Source organism: Pseudonocardia alaniniphila (assembly GCF_022524485.1).
Taxonomy (GTDB): domain Bacteria; phylum Actinomycetota; class Actinomycetes; order Mycobacteriales; family Pseudonocardiaceae; genus Pseudonocardia; species Pseudonocardia alaniniphila.
On the sequence record NZ_JAKXMK010000020.1, the window covers coordinates 230,182 to 245,807 of the forward strand.

Consider the following 15,626-nt stretch of genomic DNA (forward strand, 5'->3'; position numbering starts at 1 on the left):
GGAGGGCCGGATGGCGAGCCCAGATCCGAGCAAGCCGCTGCTCGCGGTCCGCTCGGTGGCGAAGTCCTTCGGTGCCGTCTCCGCCGTCCGGGACGTCTCCTTTCCGCTGTATGGCGGCGAGGTGCACGCCCTCGTGGGGGAGAACGGCGCCGGCAAGTCGACGATCGTCAAGATGCTCGCCGGGCTGCATCGTCCGGACACGGGCACGATCGAGCTCGACGGGCAGCCAGTGGAGCTGCACTCGCCGGCCGACGCCCTGGCCGCCGGCATCGCCGTGATCTACCAGGAGCCCACGCTCTTCCCGGACCTCTCGGTCGCGGAGAACATCTTCATGGGCCGCCAGCCCCTGCGCTCCGGGCGGCGGATCGACCGTCGCGCCATGAACGCCCGCGCCGAGGCCTACTTCGGCCAGCTCGGGGTGGCCATCGACCCCGACCGTCCCGCCCGCGGCCTCTCGATCGCCGACCAGCAGATCGTCGAGATCGCGAAGGCGCTGTCGCTCGACGCCCGGGTGATCGTGATGGACGAGCCCACCGCCGCGCTCACCGGTGTGGAGGTGCGGCGCCTGTTCGCCGTGGCCGAGTCGCTGCGCGCAGGAGGCGCCGCGCTGCTGTTCATCTCCCACCGCTTCGAGGAGATCACGGCCCTGTGCCAGCGGGTCACGATCATGCGCGACGGCGCCCACGTCTCCACCGACCCGCTGGACGGGCTCACCGTCGAGGAGATGGTGCGGCGGATGGTGGGCCGCCCGCTCGAGACACTGTTCCCCAAGCGCGACGTCGTGCCGGGTGAGGTCGTGCTCGAGGTCGAGAGCCTCAGCCGCGCAGGGGTCTTCTCGGACGTGTCGTTCACGGTGCGTGCGGGGGAGATCGTCGCGCTCGCCGGCCTCGTCGGCGCCGGGCGCTCCGAGGTGGTGCAGGCGGTCTTCGGGGTCGACCCCCGTGACGCAGGCTGGGTGCGGGTCGACGGGAAGCAGTTGCGTGCCGGCTCACCCGCGGCGGCCATGCGCGCCGGTGTCGCGCTCGTGCCCGAGGACCGCAGGCAGCAGGGCCTCGTGCTGGAGGCCTCGATCGAGCGCAACATCACCGCCACCCGGCTGGGCAGCCTGACGAAGCTGGGCCTGCTGGTCGGCGGCGGGGAGCGGCGCTTCGCCCGCGACTGGGCGGCGCGCCTGCAGACGAAGTACGCCCATCTGACCGACCCCGTCGGCCGGCTCTCGGGCGGTAACCAGCAGAAGGTCGTGCTGGCCAAGTGGCTCTCGACGCGCCCTCGGGTGTTGATCGTCGACGAGCCCACCCGTGGGATCGACGTCGGTACGAAGGCCGAGGTGCACCGGTTGCTGTCGGATCTCGCGGCTGAGGGCGTCGCGATCGTGATGGTGTCCTCGGAGCTGCCGGAGGTGCTGGGCATGGCCGACCGGGTGCTCGTGATGAGGGAGGGACGGCTGGTGGCCGAACTTCCGCGGGCCGAGGCGTCCGAGCAGGCCGTCATGTTCGCGGCCACCGGGCAGGGCGCGGCGGCATGACCACGGTCTCTCCTCCGTCCACCGGTCCCGCGCCGACCGTGGAGCGCGACCGCGCGGCCGGTTCGCGGGTCGGGTTCATCCTGCGGGCGCGCGAGCTCGGCATCGTCCTCGCGCTCGCGGCCCTGATCGTCGTCACCGCGGTCGTAAACCCCCGGTTCCTCTCCGGGCAGAGCATCCGGGACCTCGTCCTGGCCGCGGCGATCACCATCGTGCTCGCCGTCGGGCAGTCGGTCGTGGTGATCACCCGCAACATCGACCTGTCGGTCGGCTCGGTGCTGGGTCTCTCGGCGTTCGCGGTCGGTTCCCTGCTGCAGGCGGCGCCCGGCGTGCCGGTGGTGATCGCGCTGCTCGCGGGGCTGGTCTTCGGGGCCGTCTGCGGTCTGGTCAACGGCGTGCTCGTGCGGTTCGGCAACGTGCCCGCGCTGGTCGTCACGCTGGGAACGCTCTACGTCTTCCGCGGGATCGGGTTCTTCTGGGCGGGCGGCCAGCAGATCAACGCCGACGAGCTGCCGCCGGGGTTCCTGTCCTTCGGCACGGCCACGGTCCTGGGCGTGCCGTGGCTCATCCTCATCGCGCTGGTGGTCGTCGTGGTGGCGGGGATCTTCCTGCGGACCTACCGGTCCGGGCGGGAGCTCTACGCCATGGGCTCCAACCCCGAGGCCGCGCGCCTGGCCGGGATCCCGGTGGGGCGCCGCACGCTGGCGGCGTTCGTGGTCAGCGGCGCGCTCGCCGGGCTCGCCGGGGTGCTCTTCGCCGCCCGGTTCGGCACGATCGACGCCGCGGCGGGCACGGGCTACGAGCTCAACGTCGTCGCGGCCGTCGTGGTCGGAGGCGTCGCCGTCTTCGGCGGCAGCGGCACCGTCTGGGGCGCGGCGATCGGCGCCCTCCTGCTCACCACCATCGGCAGCGCGCTGCCGGTGCTCGGCATCGACCAGTTCTGGCAGCAGGCGATCGTCGGTGCGCTGATCCTGCTGGCCATCGGCACCGACCGGCTGGTCGCCGCCCGCATCTCCGCATCGCTGCGCCGGAGGGAATCACATGCCGTCTCCTGACCAGCCCGCCCGGCGCCTGCTCGGCAGGCTGACCTCGTGGGACGCCGCGATCATCGGCGTGCTGATCGTGTTCGTGATCATCGCGTCGTTCACCGTCGACAACTTCGCCTCGACCCGCAACCTCTCGTTCCTGGTGCTCGACCTCGCCCCGATCGCACTCATCGCGCTGCCGATGACCCTGATCATCGTCACCGGGGAGATCGACCTCTCGGTCGCGAGCACGCTCGGGCTCTCCAGTGCCGTGATGGGTGCGCTGTGGGAGGCCGGACTCCCGCTGGAGACGATCATCCCGGTCTGCGTGCTGCTCGGCGCTGTGCTGGGCGCGCTGAACGGCACTTTCGTCACCGTGTTCGGGCTGCCCTCGCTCGCCGTCACGATCGGCACCCTCGCCCTCTACCGCGGTCTCGCCTTCGTCGTGCTCGGCGACCGCGCGGTCGCCGACTTCCCGGAGAGCTACACCGACCTCGTCACCGGTGACATCGCCGGCACCGGCATCCCATTGCTGGTGATCCCGCTCCTCGTGCTCGGGCTCGTCTTCGCGGTCGTGCTGCACCTGACCCCGGCCGGGCGTGGGCTCTTCTCCATCGGAGCGAACGCCGAGGCCGCCCGGTTCGCCGGCGTCCGCGTCACGCGCGTGAAGTTCTGGCTCTACGTCGTCTGCGGCGCGGTCGCGGCGCTGGCCGGAGTGCTGTGGACGCTGCGCTACTCCAGCGCCCGCGCCGACAACGGCACCGGGCTCGAACTGGCCGTCGTCGCCGCGGTGCTGCTCGGCGGCGTCTCGATCTTCGGCGGCAAGGGCACCCTCTGGGGCGTCCTCGGCGGTGTGCTCCTGCTGACCGCGCTGCAGAACGCGCTGCGCCTGGACGACGTCTCGAACGAGGCGCTCAGCGTCGTCACCGGGCTGCTGCTCATCATCTCCGTCCTCGCGCCCAACCTGGCGAGAAACGTGCAGGCCGCGTTGCGGCGCCGCCGCCCGTCCGGCCCACCGCCGCCCGCCTCCCCAGACTCCGAACCGTCACCGACGCCGGCCCTCCGGTCCTCCTGAAAGGCAACCCCATGTCCCTGCGCTCCGCCCGAGCGGGCACCTTTCGCCGCGGGCTCGTGCCCGTCGCGGCCGGGCTCGTGCTGGCCGTCGGTCTATCGGCCTGCGGCGGCACCACCCGCGAGTCGACCGCAGACCAGGGCGACAGCTCCGGTGGTGGAGCCAGCGCCGCGACCGCCGACCCGAACGCGCCGCTGAAGGAGGGCCTCAAGATCGCCTTCCTGCCCAAGCAGCTGAACAACCCGTACTCCGACATCGAGGCGGGCGGCGGCCAGGCGGCGGTCACCGAGCTGAAGGGCGAGTACAAGCTCGTCGGGCCCAACGACGCGAGCGCATCGTCACAGGTCAGCTACATCAACACGCTGATCCAGCAGCAGCAGGACGTGATCGGCATCGCCGCGAACGACCCGAACGCGGTCTGCCCCTCGCTCAACCAGGCTCGCGACGCCGGCATCAAGGTCGTCGCGTTCGACTCCGACGCCGCGAAGCAGTGCCGCGACGTCTTCGTCAACCAGGCGACCACGCAGGGCATCGGCGAGACCCTCGTTTCGATGACGCGCGAGCTGACCGGCGGCCAGGGTGACATCGCGATCCTGTCGGCCACGCCGAACGCGACGAACCAGAACGCGTGGATCGCGGTGATGGAGCAGGAGCTGAAGAAGCCGGAGAACGCCGGCATGAAGCTCGTGGCCACGGTCTACGGCAACGACGACGACCAGAAGTCGTTCCAGGAGGCCCAGGGTCTGCTGCAGACCTACCCGAACCTGAAGGCGATCGTCTCGCCCACCACCGTGGGCATCGCCGCCACTGCGCGGTACGTCAGCAGCTCCAGCTACAAGGGCAAGGTCGCCGTCACGGGGCTCGGCACGCCGAACCAGATGCGCGAGTTCGTCAAGGACGGCACGGTGTCGCAGTTCGCGCTGTGGAACCCCGCCGACATCGGCTACCTCGCCGGCTACGCCGGGGCCGCCCTCGCGTCCGGGCAGATCACCGGCAAGCAGGGCGAGACGTTTACCGCAGGCAAGCTCGGCAAGTACACGATCGGCACCGACGGCGAGATCGTCCTCGGCCCGCCCACGGTGTTCACCGCACAGAACATCGACCAGTTCGACTTCTGACCGCTGTGAGAAGGGGGACCGCCCGGTGCCGCGCTACTGCTTCCAGCTCCAGGTCCGGCCCGACCGCCTGGAGGAGTACGTAGAGCGGCACCGGGCGGTGTGGCCGGACATGCTCGCCGCCCTGCGCGACTCCGGTTGGCGCAACTACTCGCTCTTCCTGCGCACGGACGGCCTGCTCATCGGGTACGTCGAAGCCGACGATCTCGCCGCCGCCCAGCGGGCGATGGCGGCAACCGAGGTGAACGCCCGCTGGCAGGCGGAGATGCAGCAGTTCTTCACCGGCCTCGACGGCCGCGGCCCGGACGAGGGCTTCCTGCTTCTGGAGGAGATCTTCCACCTGGAGGACCAACTCACACGTGCCGCCACCACGGAGCCTTGACCCGGGTCCGAGTGTGGCGTCGTGAGTGCTGGGTTCGTCGGGGGGAAGCCGGGTGGAACGAGCCGAGGGCTCGTTTCAGGGGGGCCCGGTGGTACGAGCGGCGCGTTGGTCCAGATCTCGTGGATCAACGCGCCGCTCGTTCGTTGTTCGGATCTATGCGGATCTACGCAGCCCGTGCTGCCTGCATGAACGCTCTCACCCGGGCGGGGTCCTTGCGGCCGGGGGCCGACTCGACGCCGCTGGCCACGTCGACGGCCCACGGCCGGACGGCGCGGATGGCGTCGGCCACGTTGTCCGGGGTGAGCCCGCCGGCGAGGACGACCGGCACCCCGGGGTCGAACCCGGCGAGCAGGTCCCACGGCGCGACATGCCCCGTGCCGCCGAGCTTCCCCTCGACGTGCGCGTCCACGAGGACGGCCGCGGGTGCCACGCCCGCCGTGCGTGCCGCCCGGACGTACCGCGTGATGAGCTCCAGCGAGGCGGCGTCCCGTACGCGGAACGCGGGGACGTGCGCCGCGGGGAAGTAGCTTCGGCCGGGCGGTCGTTCGGGGTAGGACTGCACAGCACGCAGGCCGAAACCGCGCACGGTGTTCGCCACCTCGTCGTCCGGGGTACCGACGAACAGTCCGACGAGCGTGGAGAACGGCGGTAGCGCCCGGACGATGTCCTCGGCCCCGTCGGGCGTGAGGAACCGCGGCGACTTCGGATAGAAGTTCAGCCCGATCGCATCGGCCCCGCACTCCGCAGCGAACGTGGCATCGGACGGCGTGGTGATCCCGCAGATCTTGACGCGAACCATGCCGCCTTCTTATCCGCCGGACTGCTGCACGGCCAAGGAGGGAGGGCCGGTATCACCGCCTCGCGGTCCAACCCGTTGAACGGTCGGCGCGCTCGTCCCGGCCTATGGGACGAACGCGCCGCTCGTTCAGCAGGGTGACCCCGGCAGGCCCATGGTCTGGCTCCGATTGATTCGTTTCAATCAGAGTCCGGGGAAACGTAGCTATGGCATAGATCGCAGTCAAGCCTCACAGTCGGGCACGATCCCGGGCTGCCTAGGCGGACATCGCTGACTGATCGGGCGCCGATGTGATTCAACTGTTGACGTTTGACGTGATGCGGGCTACCTTGCTGGAGCGATGGTATGAAACGTTTCATAGGTGTCGCGCGCTGCGTGCAGCGGAGCTGACGAGCTCCGCGAGCGCCCTGGCCGGCCCGGCGCCGGATGTCCTGCGACCAAGGGAGGCCGCATGCCCTATCCGTCCCCGACCGCCCGGCCCGAACCCGTCCGGTTCGAGCACGCCGCCTCCGGGTTCGGCATCGGCAGCGCCTCCCCCCGGCTCTCCTGGCGCATCCCCTCCGCCCCCGAGGGCTTCGTCCAGTCCGCAGTCGAGCTCGAACTGACCGACGAGGCAGGCGACGTCGTCACGGAGCGCGTCGACACCTCCGAGCAGGTGCTCGTGGCCTGGCCGTTCCCACCGCTGGAGTCACGAGCCCGCGCCTGCGTCCGCGTCCGCGTCGCCGGGCAGGACGGGAGCGGCTGGAGCGACTGGAGCGAGCCCGCCGCGCTGGAGACCACGCTGCTCGACGCCACCGACTGGAGCGCCCGCTTCGTCTCACCCCGCACCGTGGGCGGGATCGGGCAGCCGGCGCCGATCGTGCGCGGCACCGTGGAGCTGCACGGTGAGGTGGTCCGGGCACGCCTGCACATCACCGCGCTCGGGCTGCACGTCACGTCGATCAACGGCGAGCGCGTCACCGACGAGGAGCTCGCCCCGGGATGGACGTCCTACGCCCACCGGCTGCGCTTCCGCACCCACGACGTCACGGCCCTGCTGCGCGAGGGCGCCAACACGATCGAGGTGCTGCTGGGCAACGGCTGGTACCGCGGCAGGCTCGGCTGGGACGGGCAGCGCGCGCTCTACGGCGAGCGGCTCGCCGCGCTCGCACAGCTCGAGGTCGCCCACGCCGACGGCACGGTCCGCACGTTCGGCACCGACGCCACCTGGGGCGCGCGGGCGAGTGGCGTGCTCGCCGATGACCTCTACGACGGCCAGACCACCGACCTGCGGTGGGACCCGGACGGCCCGGAGGAGCCCGTCGACGTGCTGGACGAGGACCTCGGCCGGCTCGTCCCGCCGTCCGGGCCGCCCGTGCGCGCTGTTGCCGAGGTGCCCGCCGTCGCGCTCTTCCGCTCCCCGTCCGGGCGCTTGCTCGTCGACTTCGAGGAGAACGTCGTCGGCTGGGTGCGGCTGCGGGTGCGGGGCGGCGCGGCGGGGCAGCGCGTGAGGGTCCGGCACGCCGAGGTGCTCGAGCGCGGGGAGCTCGGGGTGCGGCCGCTGCGGTCGGCGGAGGCCACCGACGACTACCTGCTCGCCGCGGGGAGCAACACGGTCGCCGTCCTCGAACCGTCGCTGACGTTCCACGGCTTCCGGTACGCCGAGCTGAGCGGTGTCGACGAGGCGCAGATCGAGTCCGTGACCGCCGTGGTGCTGAGCTCGGATCTCGCGCCCATCGGCTCCTTCGAGTGCTCCGACCCGGACGTCGAGACGCTGCATACCAACGTCGCGCGGAGCATGCGCGGCAACTTCCTCGACGTCCCCACCGACTGCCCGCAGCGCGACGAGCGGATGGGGTGGACCGGCGACATCCAGATCTTCGCCCCCACGGCGTCCTTCCTCGCGGACTGCTCGGGGTTCCTGACCTCATGGCTCGCCGACCTCGCCGCCGAGCAACAGCCCGACGGGTCCGTGCCGTTCGTGGTGCCGGACGCGATCCGGGGCCCGGAGGGCCCGGCCGCGGCGGCGTGGGGCGACGCGGCCACGGTCGTGCCGTGGGTGCTCTACGAGCGCTTCGCCGACGCCGGCGTGCTCGCCGCGCAGTTCGACAGCATGCGGGCCTGGACCGATCGGATCGCCGGCCTCGCCGGCAAGGACGGGCTCTGGGCAGGCGGCTTCCAGTTCGGCGACTGGCTCGACCCCGCCGCGCCGCCGGAGGACCCTGCGGCCGCGCGCACGGATCCGGACCTGGTCGCCACCGCCCACCTCGTGCGGTCCGCGGAGATCGTCGCGCGAGCCGCCGAGGTGCTGGGCCGCGACGAGGAGCGCAGCCGTTACACCGACCTCGCCGCCACGGCCCGCGACGCGTTCGCGCGGGAGTTCGTCAGCCCGTCCGGGCGCCTGCACAACGACGCTCCGACGGCATACGCCATCGCCCTGGTCTGGGACCTGCTACCGACCCCGGAGCAGCGCGCCTACGCCGGGCGCAGGCTCGCCGACCTGGTGCGCAGCGCAGGTTTTCGGGTCGCCACCGGGTTCGTCGGCACGCCGCTGATCACCGACGCCCTGACCATCGCGGGCGAGCCGCATCTCGCGTACCGGCTCCTGCTCGAACGTGGCTGCCCGTCGTGGCTCTACCCCGTGACGATGGGGGCCACGACGATCTGGGAGCGCTGGGACAGCATGCTCCCCGACGGGTCGATCAACCCCGGCCAGATGACCTCCTTCAACCACTACGCGCTCGGCGCGGTGGCCGACTGGCTGCACCGGGTCGTCGCCGGGCTCGCTCCCGCCGAACCGGGATACCGGCGGATCCTCGTCCGGCCGATCCCCGGTGGCTGGTTGACCAGCGCCGCGGCACGCCACGAGACGCCGTACGGCCAGGCCGCGGTCGCCTGGCGGCGTTCCGACGGGCGCTTCCTGCTCGACGTCGAGGTTCCGGTCGGCGCGCGTGCGACCGTCCACCTGCCCGGCAGCGCGACCGCGGTGGAGGTGGGCCACGGCCGCCACCACTGGGACGTCGAGGAGGCCGTGCCGCAGGCCCGGCCGGTGCGCACGGTCCGGGACGTGATCGACAGCCCCTGGCTGTGGGACGAGCTCGTCAGCGTGGCCGTCGAGACCGGGCTCGCCGCCGACAGCGCCGTGGTCGCGGGGCGCATCGCCCCGTACCTCGACGCCCCCGCGTCCGCGCTGCCTGCACTCGTCCCGCCGCTCCTGCGGCCGGCGCCCGACGCGGTGCGCGCGCGGCTGGAACAGATCGTCGCCGAAGCACCGGCCGTGCCGTCATGAACCCGACGGACGTGACGGATATCGATAGAAACGGGCACGACGAGCAGAGTGCGCTCGGGCGCCGTACGGGACGGGAACCGGCGTCGCGGCGCGTCGCCGGATCGAGCACGGCCACGGCGTGGAAGCGCCGCGGGAGGGGAGAACAGCATGGCTGACCCGGGAGTCGTTCGTCAGGCGCTGCGGGAGCAGCGCATCGAGACCCCCTCGTGGGCCTACGCGAACTCGGGCACGCGGTTCAAGGTGTTCGCGCAGGCCGGGGTGCCGCGGACGCCGCAGGAGAAGATCGCGGACGCCGCAGTGGTGCACCGCCTCACGGGAGTGGCGCCCGCGGTGGCACTGCACATCCCGTGGGACCGCGTCGACGACTACGCCGAGCTGGCGAAGTACGCGGCGGACCAGGGCGTGGGCATCGGGGCGATCAACGCGAACGTCTTCCAGGACGACGACTACAAGCTCGGCAGCGTCACCAACCCCGACCCGCAGGTGCGCCGCAAGGCGACCGACCACCTGCTGGAGTGCGTCGACATCATGGACGCCACGGGTTCCCGTGACCTGAAGCTGTGGTTCTCCGACGGCACCAACTACCCCGGTCAGGACAGCATTCGCGCCCGGCAGGACCGCCTCGCCGAGGCGCTGCGCGAGGTGTACGACCGGCTCGGTCCCGACCAGCGGATGCTGCTGGAGTACAAGCTCTTCGAGCCCGCCTTCTACACCACGGACGTGCCGGACTGGGGCACCTCCTACGCACACTGCATCGAGCTGGGTGACAAGGCGACGGTGTGCATCGACACCGGCCACCACGCCCCCGGCACGAACATCGAGTTCATCGTGGCGTTCCTGCTGCGGGCCCGGAAGCTCGGCGCGTTCGACTTCAACTCGCGCTTCTACGCCGACGACGACCTGATGGTGGGCGCGGCCGACCCGTTCCAGCTGTTCCGGATCATGCACGAGATCGTCTCTGCCGATGCGTTGTCCCCGGCCGCGGGGATCGCGTTCATGCTCGACCAGTGCCACAACATCGAGGCCAAGATCCCGGCGATCATCCGGTCGGTGATGAACGTGCAGGAGGCCACGGCCAAGGCACTGCTCGTGGACACCGACGCGCTGGCGGCCGCGCAGCGCTCCGGTGACGTGCTCGGCGCCAATGAGGTGCTGATGGACGCCTACTCCTCGGACGTGCGCCCGCTGCTGCGCGAACTGCGCGCCGAGATGGACCTCGACCCCGAACCCGTCGCCGCTTACCACCGCTCGGGCTACCAGCAGCAGATCGAGTCCGAGCGGGTCGGCGGGCAGCAGGCCGGCTGGGGCGCCTGAACCCGCATCCGCCCACCCCACGAACGCTGGAGAAGCAGACGATGACCCACCCGGCAGTCCAGGCGCTCCTCGGCCGGAGCAACCGCCTCGGCGCCGACCCCCGCACCACCAACTACGCGGGCGGCAACACCTCCGCCAAGGCCAGTGCCGACGACCCCGTCACCGGCCGGCCCGTCGATCTCATGTGGGTCAAGGGCTCGGGCGGCGACCTCGGAACGCTCACCGAGCCGGGGCTCGCGGTGCTACGCCTGGACCGGCTCCGTGCGCTCGTCGACGTCTACCCGGGTGTGGAGCGCGAGGACGAGATGGTCGCCGCGTTCGACTACTGCGCTCACGGCAAGGGCGGAGCAGCGCCGTCGATCGACACGGCGATGCACGGGCTTGTCGACGCCGACCACGTCGACCACCTGCACCCCGACGCCGGCATCGCGATCGCCACCGCCACCGACGGCGAGGCGCTCACCAAGGAGATCTTCGGGGACCGGGTCGTGTGGGTGCCCTGGCGGCGCCCCGGCTTCCAGCTCGGCCTCGACATCGCCGCCGTCAAGCGGGCCAACCCGCAGGCGGTCGGCGTGATCCTGGGCGGGCACGGGATCACCGCCTGGGGCGCCACGAGCGAGGAGTGCGAAGCCAACTCGCTCGACATCATCGCCACCGCCACCCGTTACATCGAGGAGCGCGGGTCGGCGGAGCCCTTCGGCGCAGTCCGGCCCGGCTACGAGCCGTTGCCGGCGGACGAGCGCCAGGCGCGGGCCGCGGCCCTGGCACCGGTGCTGCGCGGACTCGCGTCCACCGACCGCCGTCAGGTCGGCCACTTCACCGACACCGACGCGGTGCTCGACTTCCTCGCCCGCGAAAAGCTCGAGCCGCTGGCCGCGCTCGGCACCTCCTGCCCGGACCACTTCCTGCGCACGAAGGTGCGCCCGCTCGTGCTGGACCTCCCGGCCACCGCCCCGCTGGAGGAGGCGATCGCGCGGCTGCGCGAGCTGCACGCCGCCTACCGTGAGGACTACCGCGCCTACTACGAGCGGCACGCCACTGCGGACAGCCCGGCGATGCGCGGGGCCGACCCGGCGATCGTGCTCGTGCCGGGCGTCGGGATGTTCAGCTTCGGCGCCGACAAGCAGACCGCCCGCGTCGCCGGGGAGTTCTACGTCAACGCGATCAACGTGATGCGCGGCGCCGAGGCACTGTCGGCGTACGAGCCGATCCCCGAGTCGGAGAAGTTCCGCATCGAGTACTGGGCCCTCGAGGAGGCCAAGCTCGCGCGGCGGCCGAAGCCGAAGCCGCTCGCCGGACGGATCGCGTTCGTCACCGGCGGCGGTTCGGGGATCGGCCGGGCCACGGCGACGCGGCTCGCGGCCGAGGGCGCGTGTGTGGTGGTGGCCGACCGCGACGGCGACGCTGCCGCCGGTGTGGCCGCCGAGCTGGGGAACGCCGACGTCGCCGTGCCGGTGACGGTGGACGTCACCTCGGCCGATGCGGTGGCCGCCGCCGTCGACGCGGCAGCACTGGCCTTCGGCGGGGTCGACCTCGTGGTCAACAACGCCGGGTTGTCGATCTCCAAGCCGCTGCTGGACACCACCGAGGCCGACTGGGACATCCAGCACGACGTCATGGCCAAGGGCTCGTTCCTCGTCGCCCGGTCCGCCGCGCGCGCGATGATCGCGCAGGGCATGGGCGGGGACATCGTCTACATCGCCAGCAAGAACGGCGTGTTCGCCGGGCCGAACAACGTGGCCTACGGCGCGGCGAAGGCCGACCAGGCCCACCAGGTGCGGCTGCTCGCCGCCGAGCTCGGCGAGCACGGCATCAAGGTCAACGGCGTGAACCCGGACGGCGTCGTCCGGGGCTCGGGGATCTTCGCGGGCGGCTGGGGTGCGCAGCGCGCCGCCGTGTACGGCGTGCCGGAGGAGAAGCTCGGCGAGTTCTACGCGCAGCGGACCCTGCTGAAGCGTGAGGTGCTGCCGGAGCACGTCGCGGCCGCGGTCGTCGTTCTCACCGCAGGCGATCTGTCCCACACCACCGGAATGCACATCCCGGTGGACGCCGGGGTCGCGGCGGCGTTCCTGCGCTGACGAATCACCTCGAAGGAGAGGAGCTGTCATGACCTCGGTGCTCGAGACCCCCGCGGGCCTCGTGCGGACCACCTCACGCCGCACCACCGTCGGGCTCGTGGCCGGCGGGCTCGGCGCGTACTGGCCGCAGTTCCCCGACCTGCTCCCGCAGCTGCGCCGCTCTGCCGCGCGCGTGTCGGAGCGGCTGCGGGCGCTCGGCGACGAGGTGGAGGTCGTCGACGTCGGCTTCATCTCCGACGCACAGGAGGGCGCGGCCGCCGCGGAGAAGCTGCGGGTCGGGGGCTGCGATCTCATCGTCGGCTTCCTGACCACCTACATGACGGCGTCCATGCTGGTGCCGGTCGCGCAGCGCAGCGGTGCGCCCGTGCTGCTGATCAACCTGCAGCCCACGGAGCGGATGGACCACGCCACCTTCGACACCGGAGCCTGGCTCGCCTACTGCGGGGCCTGCCCGCTCCCGGAGATGGCCAACGCGTTCGACCGCGCCGGGGTCGCCTTCCGATCGGTGTCGGGGCACGTCGAGGACGAGCGCGCGTGGGCACGGATCGCCCGGTGGGTGCGGGCCGCGGGCGTCCGGGGAACGCTGCGCCACGCCCGGCACGGCCTGATGGGCCACCTCTACCCGGGCATGCTCGACGTCGCGACGGACCTGTCGTCCGTGTCGGCGCAGCTCGGTGGGCACGTCGAGGTGCTGGAGATCGACGACCTGCGGGTGCGGGTCGAGGCCGTCACCGACACGCAGACGCAGGAGCGGGTGGCGCTGGCCCGTGAGGTCTTCGACGTCGACGCCTCGGTGGAGGCCGCCGACCTGGAGTGGGGCGCGCGGGTCTCCGTCGGCCTCGACCGGCTCGTCGAGGACTTCGCGCTCGACTCGCTCGCCTACTACCACCGCGGCCTGAACGGCGAGCAACACGAGACGCTCGCCGCGGGCTTGATCCTCGGCGCCTCGCTGCTCACCGCCCGTGGCGTGCCGGCGGCGGGGGAGTACGAGCTACGCAACTCGATCGCCATGCTGGTGCTGGACCGGCTCGGCGCGGGCGGTTCCTTCACGGAGCTGCAGGCGCTGGACTTCACCGCCGGTGTGGTGGAGATGGGCCACGACGGACCTGCGCACCTGGCGATCAGCTCGCGGCGGCCGCTGCTGCGCGGGCTCGGTGTCTACCACGGCAAGCGCGGGCGGGGCGTCTCCGTCGAGTTCGACGTGCAGCACGGCCCCGTCACGCTCTGCGGTATCGGGCAGCGACGCGACGGGCGCTTCGTCCTGGTCGCCGCCGAGGGCGAGGTGGTGGCGGGGCCGCATCTGCAGATCGGGAACACCACCTCCCGCGTCGACTTCGGGTGCGACCCGGGCGAGTGGACCGACGTCTGGAGCGCGTCGGGCGTCGATCACCACTGGGCGCTCGGCACCGGGCACAAGGTGCCCGAGCTCGCCGCCGTCGCGGACCTCGTGGAGCTGGAGTTCGTCGAGGTACGGGTCCCGTGACCGTGCGGGTGGCCGCGGTCGACCTGGGAGCGTCGAGCGGCCGGGTGATGGCCGCCGACGTCGGTCCCGGCCGACTGGATCTCGCCGAGGCCGCCCGGTTCCCCAACGGCCCGGTCCGCGTAGGCAGCACCCTGCACTGGGATGTGCTGGGGCTCTACCGCGGCGTGCTGGACGGATTGGGCGCTGCCGGCGCGGAGGCGCCGCTGGACTCGGTCGGGATCGACTCCTGGGCGATCGACTTCGGCCTGCTCGACGGGACCGGCGCGCTGCTGGGCAACCCCGTGCACTACCGCGACGCACGCACCGACGGCGTGCCCGAGCGGCTGCACGCGACGCTCCCCGCGGCAGACCTCTACGCGGTCGCCGGGGTTCAGGAACTGCCGTTCAACACGATCTACCAGCTCGTCGCGGCCGCGGGCTCGCCCCAGCTGGAGGCGGCCCACGACCTGTTGCTGGTGCCCGACCTGCTCGCCTACTGGCTCACCGGTGCCCGTCGCGCCGAGATCACGAACGCCTCCACCACAGGACTGCTCGACGTGCGCGCCCGCACGTGGTCGAAGGACCTGATCTCACGGGCCGGGATCCCCGTGGGCCTCTTCGCGCCGCTGCTGGAGCCGGGGGAGCGGATCGGGGAGCTTTCGCCGCACGTACGTGCCGAGACGGGACTCATCGGGCCGGTTCCCGTGGTCGCCGTCGGCTCCCACGACACCGCGTCGGCGGTGGTGGGCGTGCCGGCGACGGGGGAGCGTTTCGCCTACATCTCCTGCGGCACGTGGTCGCTGGTCGGTGTGGAGCTGCCGGCCCCGGTGCTCTCCGCCGAGGGACGCGCGGCGAACTTCTCGAACGAGCTCGGCATCGACGGCACCGTGCGCTACCTGCGCAACGTCATGGGGCTCTGGCTGCTGCAGGAGTGCCTGCGCGTCTGGCCCGGGTCCCACCTCACCGCTCTGCTCGCCGAGGCGGCGGCGGTGCCGGCGTTCGCAGCGGTCGTCGACGCCGACGATCCCGCCTTTCTCCCGCCGGGCGACATGCCCGCCCGCATCGCCGACGCCTGCAGACGACTCGGCGAGCCCGTCCCGCAGGGCCGCGCGGCCACGGTGCGCTGCATCCTCGACAGCCTCGCCCTCGCCCACCGCCGCGCCGTGCGTGCCGCGCAGGAACTCTCGGGCCGTGCGGTCGACGTCGTCCACGTCGTCGGCGGGGGCGCCCGCAACGCCCTGCTCTGCCAGCTCACCGCCGACGCCTGCGGGCTGCCGGTCGTCGCGGGGCCGGTCGAAGCCACCGCGCTGGGCAACGTGCTGGTTCAGGCCCGCTCCCTCGGCGCGGTGAGCGGCGACCTCGCCGCCCTGCGCGAACTGCTGGTCCGGACCCAGGAGCTCGCGACCTACGAGCCACGAGGCGACGAGGTCGCCTGGGCGTCGGCCGAACGCCGGGTACACGGGTAAGACCTGACCGCACATACCTGCTGGCCACGGCACACACGTCAGGCTGGGCTTGCCTGGGTTTCGTGGACACGTCGGTGTGTCAGGCCGCGGGTGCGGCGTGGGTGTGAGTTTGTTCGTAGTCGTTGG

Annotated in this window: 11 protein-coding genes; 10 read left to right on the forward strand and 1 reads right to left on the reverse strand. The window is 72.1% G+C overall.

Features of this window, described 5'->3' with window-relative positions:
- Positions 1–10: 10 nt before the first annotated feature.
- The 5 genes from MMF94_RS23770 to MMF94_RS23790 are packed head-to-tail and all read left to right on the forward strand — an operon-like array spanning position 11 to position 5,116.
- On the forward strand, positions 11–1,525 hold the full coding sequence (locus MMF94_RS23770; RefSeq protein ID WP_241039359.1) for a sugar ABC transporter ATP-binding protein: 1,515 nt from the start codon (positions 11–13) through the stop codon (positions 1,523–1,525).
- Complete coding sequence (locus MMF94_RS23775) at positions 1,522–2,577, forward strand: ABC transporter permease (protein ID WP_241039360.1); 1,056 nt, start codon at positions 1,522–1,524, stop codon at positions 2,575–2,577. The genes MMF94_RS23770 and MMF94_RS23775 overlap by 4 nt, the downstream gene beginning before the upstream one ends.
- Positions 2,564–3,622, forward strand: coding sequence for an ABC transporter permease (locus MMF94_RS23780; RefSeq protein ID WP_241039361.1), 1,059 nt, complete (start codon positions 2,564–2,566; stop codon positions 3,620–3,622). Before MMF94_RS23775 ends, MMF94_RS23780 begins: the two co-directional genes overlap by 14 nt.
- 11 nt (positions 3,623–3,633) lie before the next feature.
- Positions 3,634–4,737, forward strand: coding sequence for a rhamnose ABC transporter substrate-binding protein (rhaS, locus tag MMF94_RS23785; RefSeq protein ID WP_241039362.1), 1,104 nt, complete (start codon positions 3,634–3,636; stop codon positions 4,735–4,737).
- 25 nt (positions 4,738–4,762) lie between these two features.
- Complete coding sequence (locus MMF94_RS23790) at positions 4,763–5,116, forward strand: L-rhamnose mutarotase (RefSeq protein WP_241039363.1); 354 nt, start codon at positions 4,763–4,765, stop codon at positions 5,114–5,116.
- A gap of 163 nt (positions 5,117–5,279) precedes the next feature.
- Here MMF94_RS23790 and MMF94_RS23795 read toward each other — a convergent pair whose 3' ends face one another.
- On the reverse strand, positions 5,280–5,915 hold the full coding sequence (locus tag MMF94_RS23795; protein ID WP_241039364.1) for a phosphoribosylanthranilate isomerase: 636 nt from the start codon (positions 5,913–5,915) through the stop codon (positions 5,280–5,282).
- 448 nt (positions 5,916–6,363) lie between these two features.
- Between MMF94_RS23795 and MMF94_RS23800 the strand changes: the two genes are divergently transcribed.
- The 5 genes from MMF94_RS23800 (at position 6,364) to MMF94_RS23820 (ending at position 15,500) form a co-directional block, all read left to right on the forward strand.
- Positions 6,364–9,180 carry a family 78 glycoside hydrolase catalytic domain gene (locus MMF94_RS23800; protein ID WP_241039365.1) on the forward strand — a complete coding sequence of 939 codons (2,817 nt, stop codon included), beginning with the start codon at positions 6,364–6,366 and terminating at the stop codon, positions 9,178–9,180.
- Positions 9,181–9,327: 147 nt separating this feature from the next.
- Complete coding sequence (gene rhaI, locus MMF94_RS23805; RefSeq protein WP_241039366.1) at positions 9,328–10,494, forward strand: L-rhamnose isomerase; 1,167 nt, start codon at positions 9,328–9,330, stop codon at positions 10,492–10,494.
- 41 nt (positions 10,495–10,535) lie between these two features.
- Positions 10,536–12,572 (forward strand): bifunctional aldolase/short-chain dehydrogenase, encoded by a 2,037-nt coding sequence (locus MMF94_RS23810; RefSeq protein WP_241039367.1) that lies wholly within the window; start codon positions 10,536–10,538, stop codon positions 12,570–12,572.
- A gap of 28 nt (positions 12,573–12,600) precedes the next feature.
- Positions 12,601–14,055 carry an L-fucose/L-arabinose isomerase family protein gene (locus tag MMF94_RS23815; RefSeq protein WP_241039368.1) on the forward strand — a complete coding sequence of 485 codons (1,455 nt, stop codon included), beginning with the start codon at positions 12,601–12,603 and terminating at the stop codon, positions 14,053–14,055.
- A gap of 2 nt (positions 14,056–14,057) precedes the next feature.
- Complete coding sequence (locus tag MMF94_RS23820; protein WP_241039384.1) at positions 14,058–15,500, forward strand: rhamnulokinase; 1,443 nt, start codon at positions 14,058–14,060, stop codon at positions 15,498–15,500.
- The last annotated feature ends 126 nt before the right edge of the window (positions 15,501–15,626 follow it).

Bases quoted from the DNA above. Each gene is read 5' to 3' on its own strand.
- MMF94_RS23810 (WP_241039367.1), top strand. From the start codon at position 10,536: ATGACCCACCCGGCAGTCCAGGCGCTCCTCGGCCGGAGCAACCGCCTC.
- MMF94_RS23800 (WP_241039365.1), top strand. From the start codon at position 6,364: ATGCCCTATCCGTCCCCGACCGCCCGGCCCGAACCCGTCCGGTTCGAG.
- MMF94_RS23780 (WP_241039361.1), top strand. From the start codon at position 2,564: ATGCCGTCTCCTGACCAGCCCGCCCGGCGCCTGCTCGGCAGGCTGACC.
- MMF94_RS23775 (WP_241039360.1), top strand. From the start codon at position 1,522: ATGACCACGGTCTCTCCTCCGTCCACCGGTCCCGCGCCGACCGTGGAG.
- MMF94_RS23815 (WP_241039368.1), top strand. From the start codon at position 12,601: ATGACCTCGGTGCTCGAGACCCCCGCGGGCCTCGTGCGGACCACCTCA.
- rhaI (WP_241039366.1), top strand. From the start codon at position 9,328: ATGGCTGACCCGGGAGTCGTTCGTCAGGCGCTGCGGGAGCAGCGCATC.
- rhaS (WP_241039362.1), top strand. From the start codon at position 3,634: ATGTCCCTGCGCTCCGCCCGAGCGGGCACCTTTCGCCGCGGGCTCGTG.
- MMF94_RS23795 (WP_241039364.1), bottom strand. From the start codon at position 5,915: ATGGTTCGCGTCAAGATCTGCGGGATCACCACGCCGTCCGATGCCACG.
- MMF94_RS23770 (WP_241039359.1), top strand. From the start codon at position 11: ATGGCGAGCCCAGATCCGAGCAAGCCGCTGCTCGCGGTCCGCTCGGTG.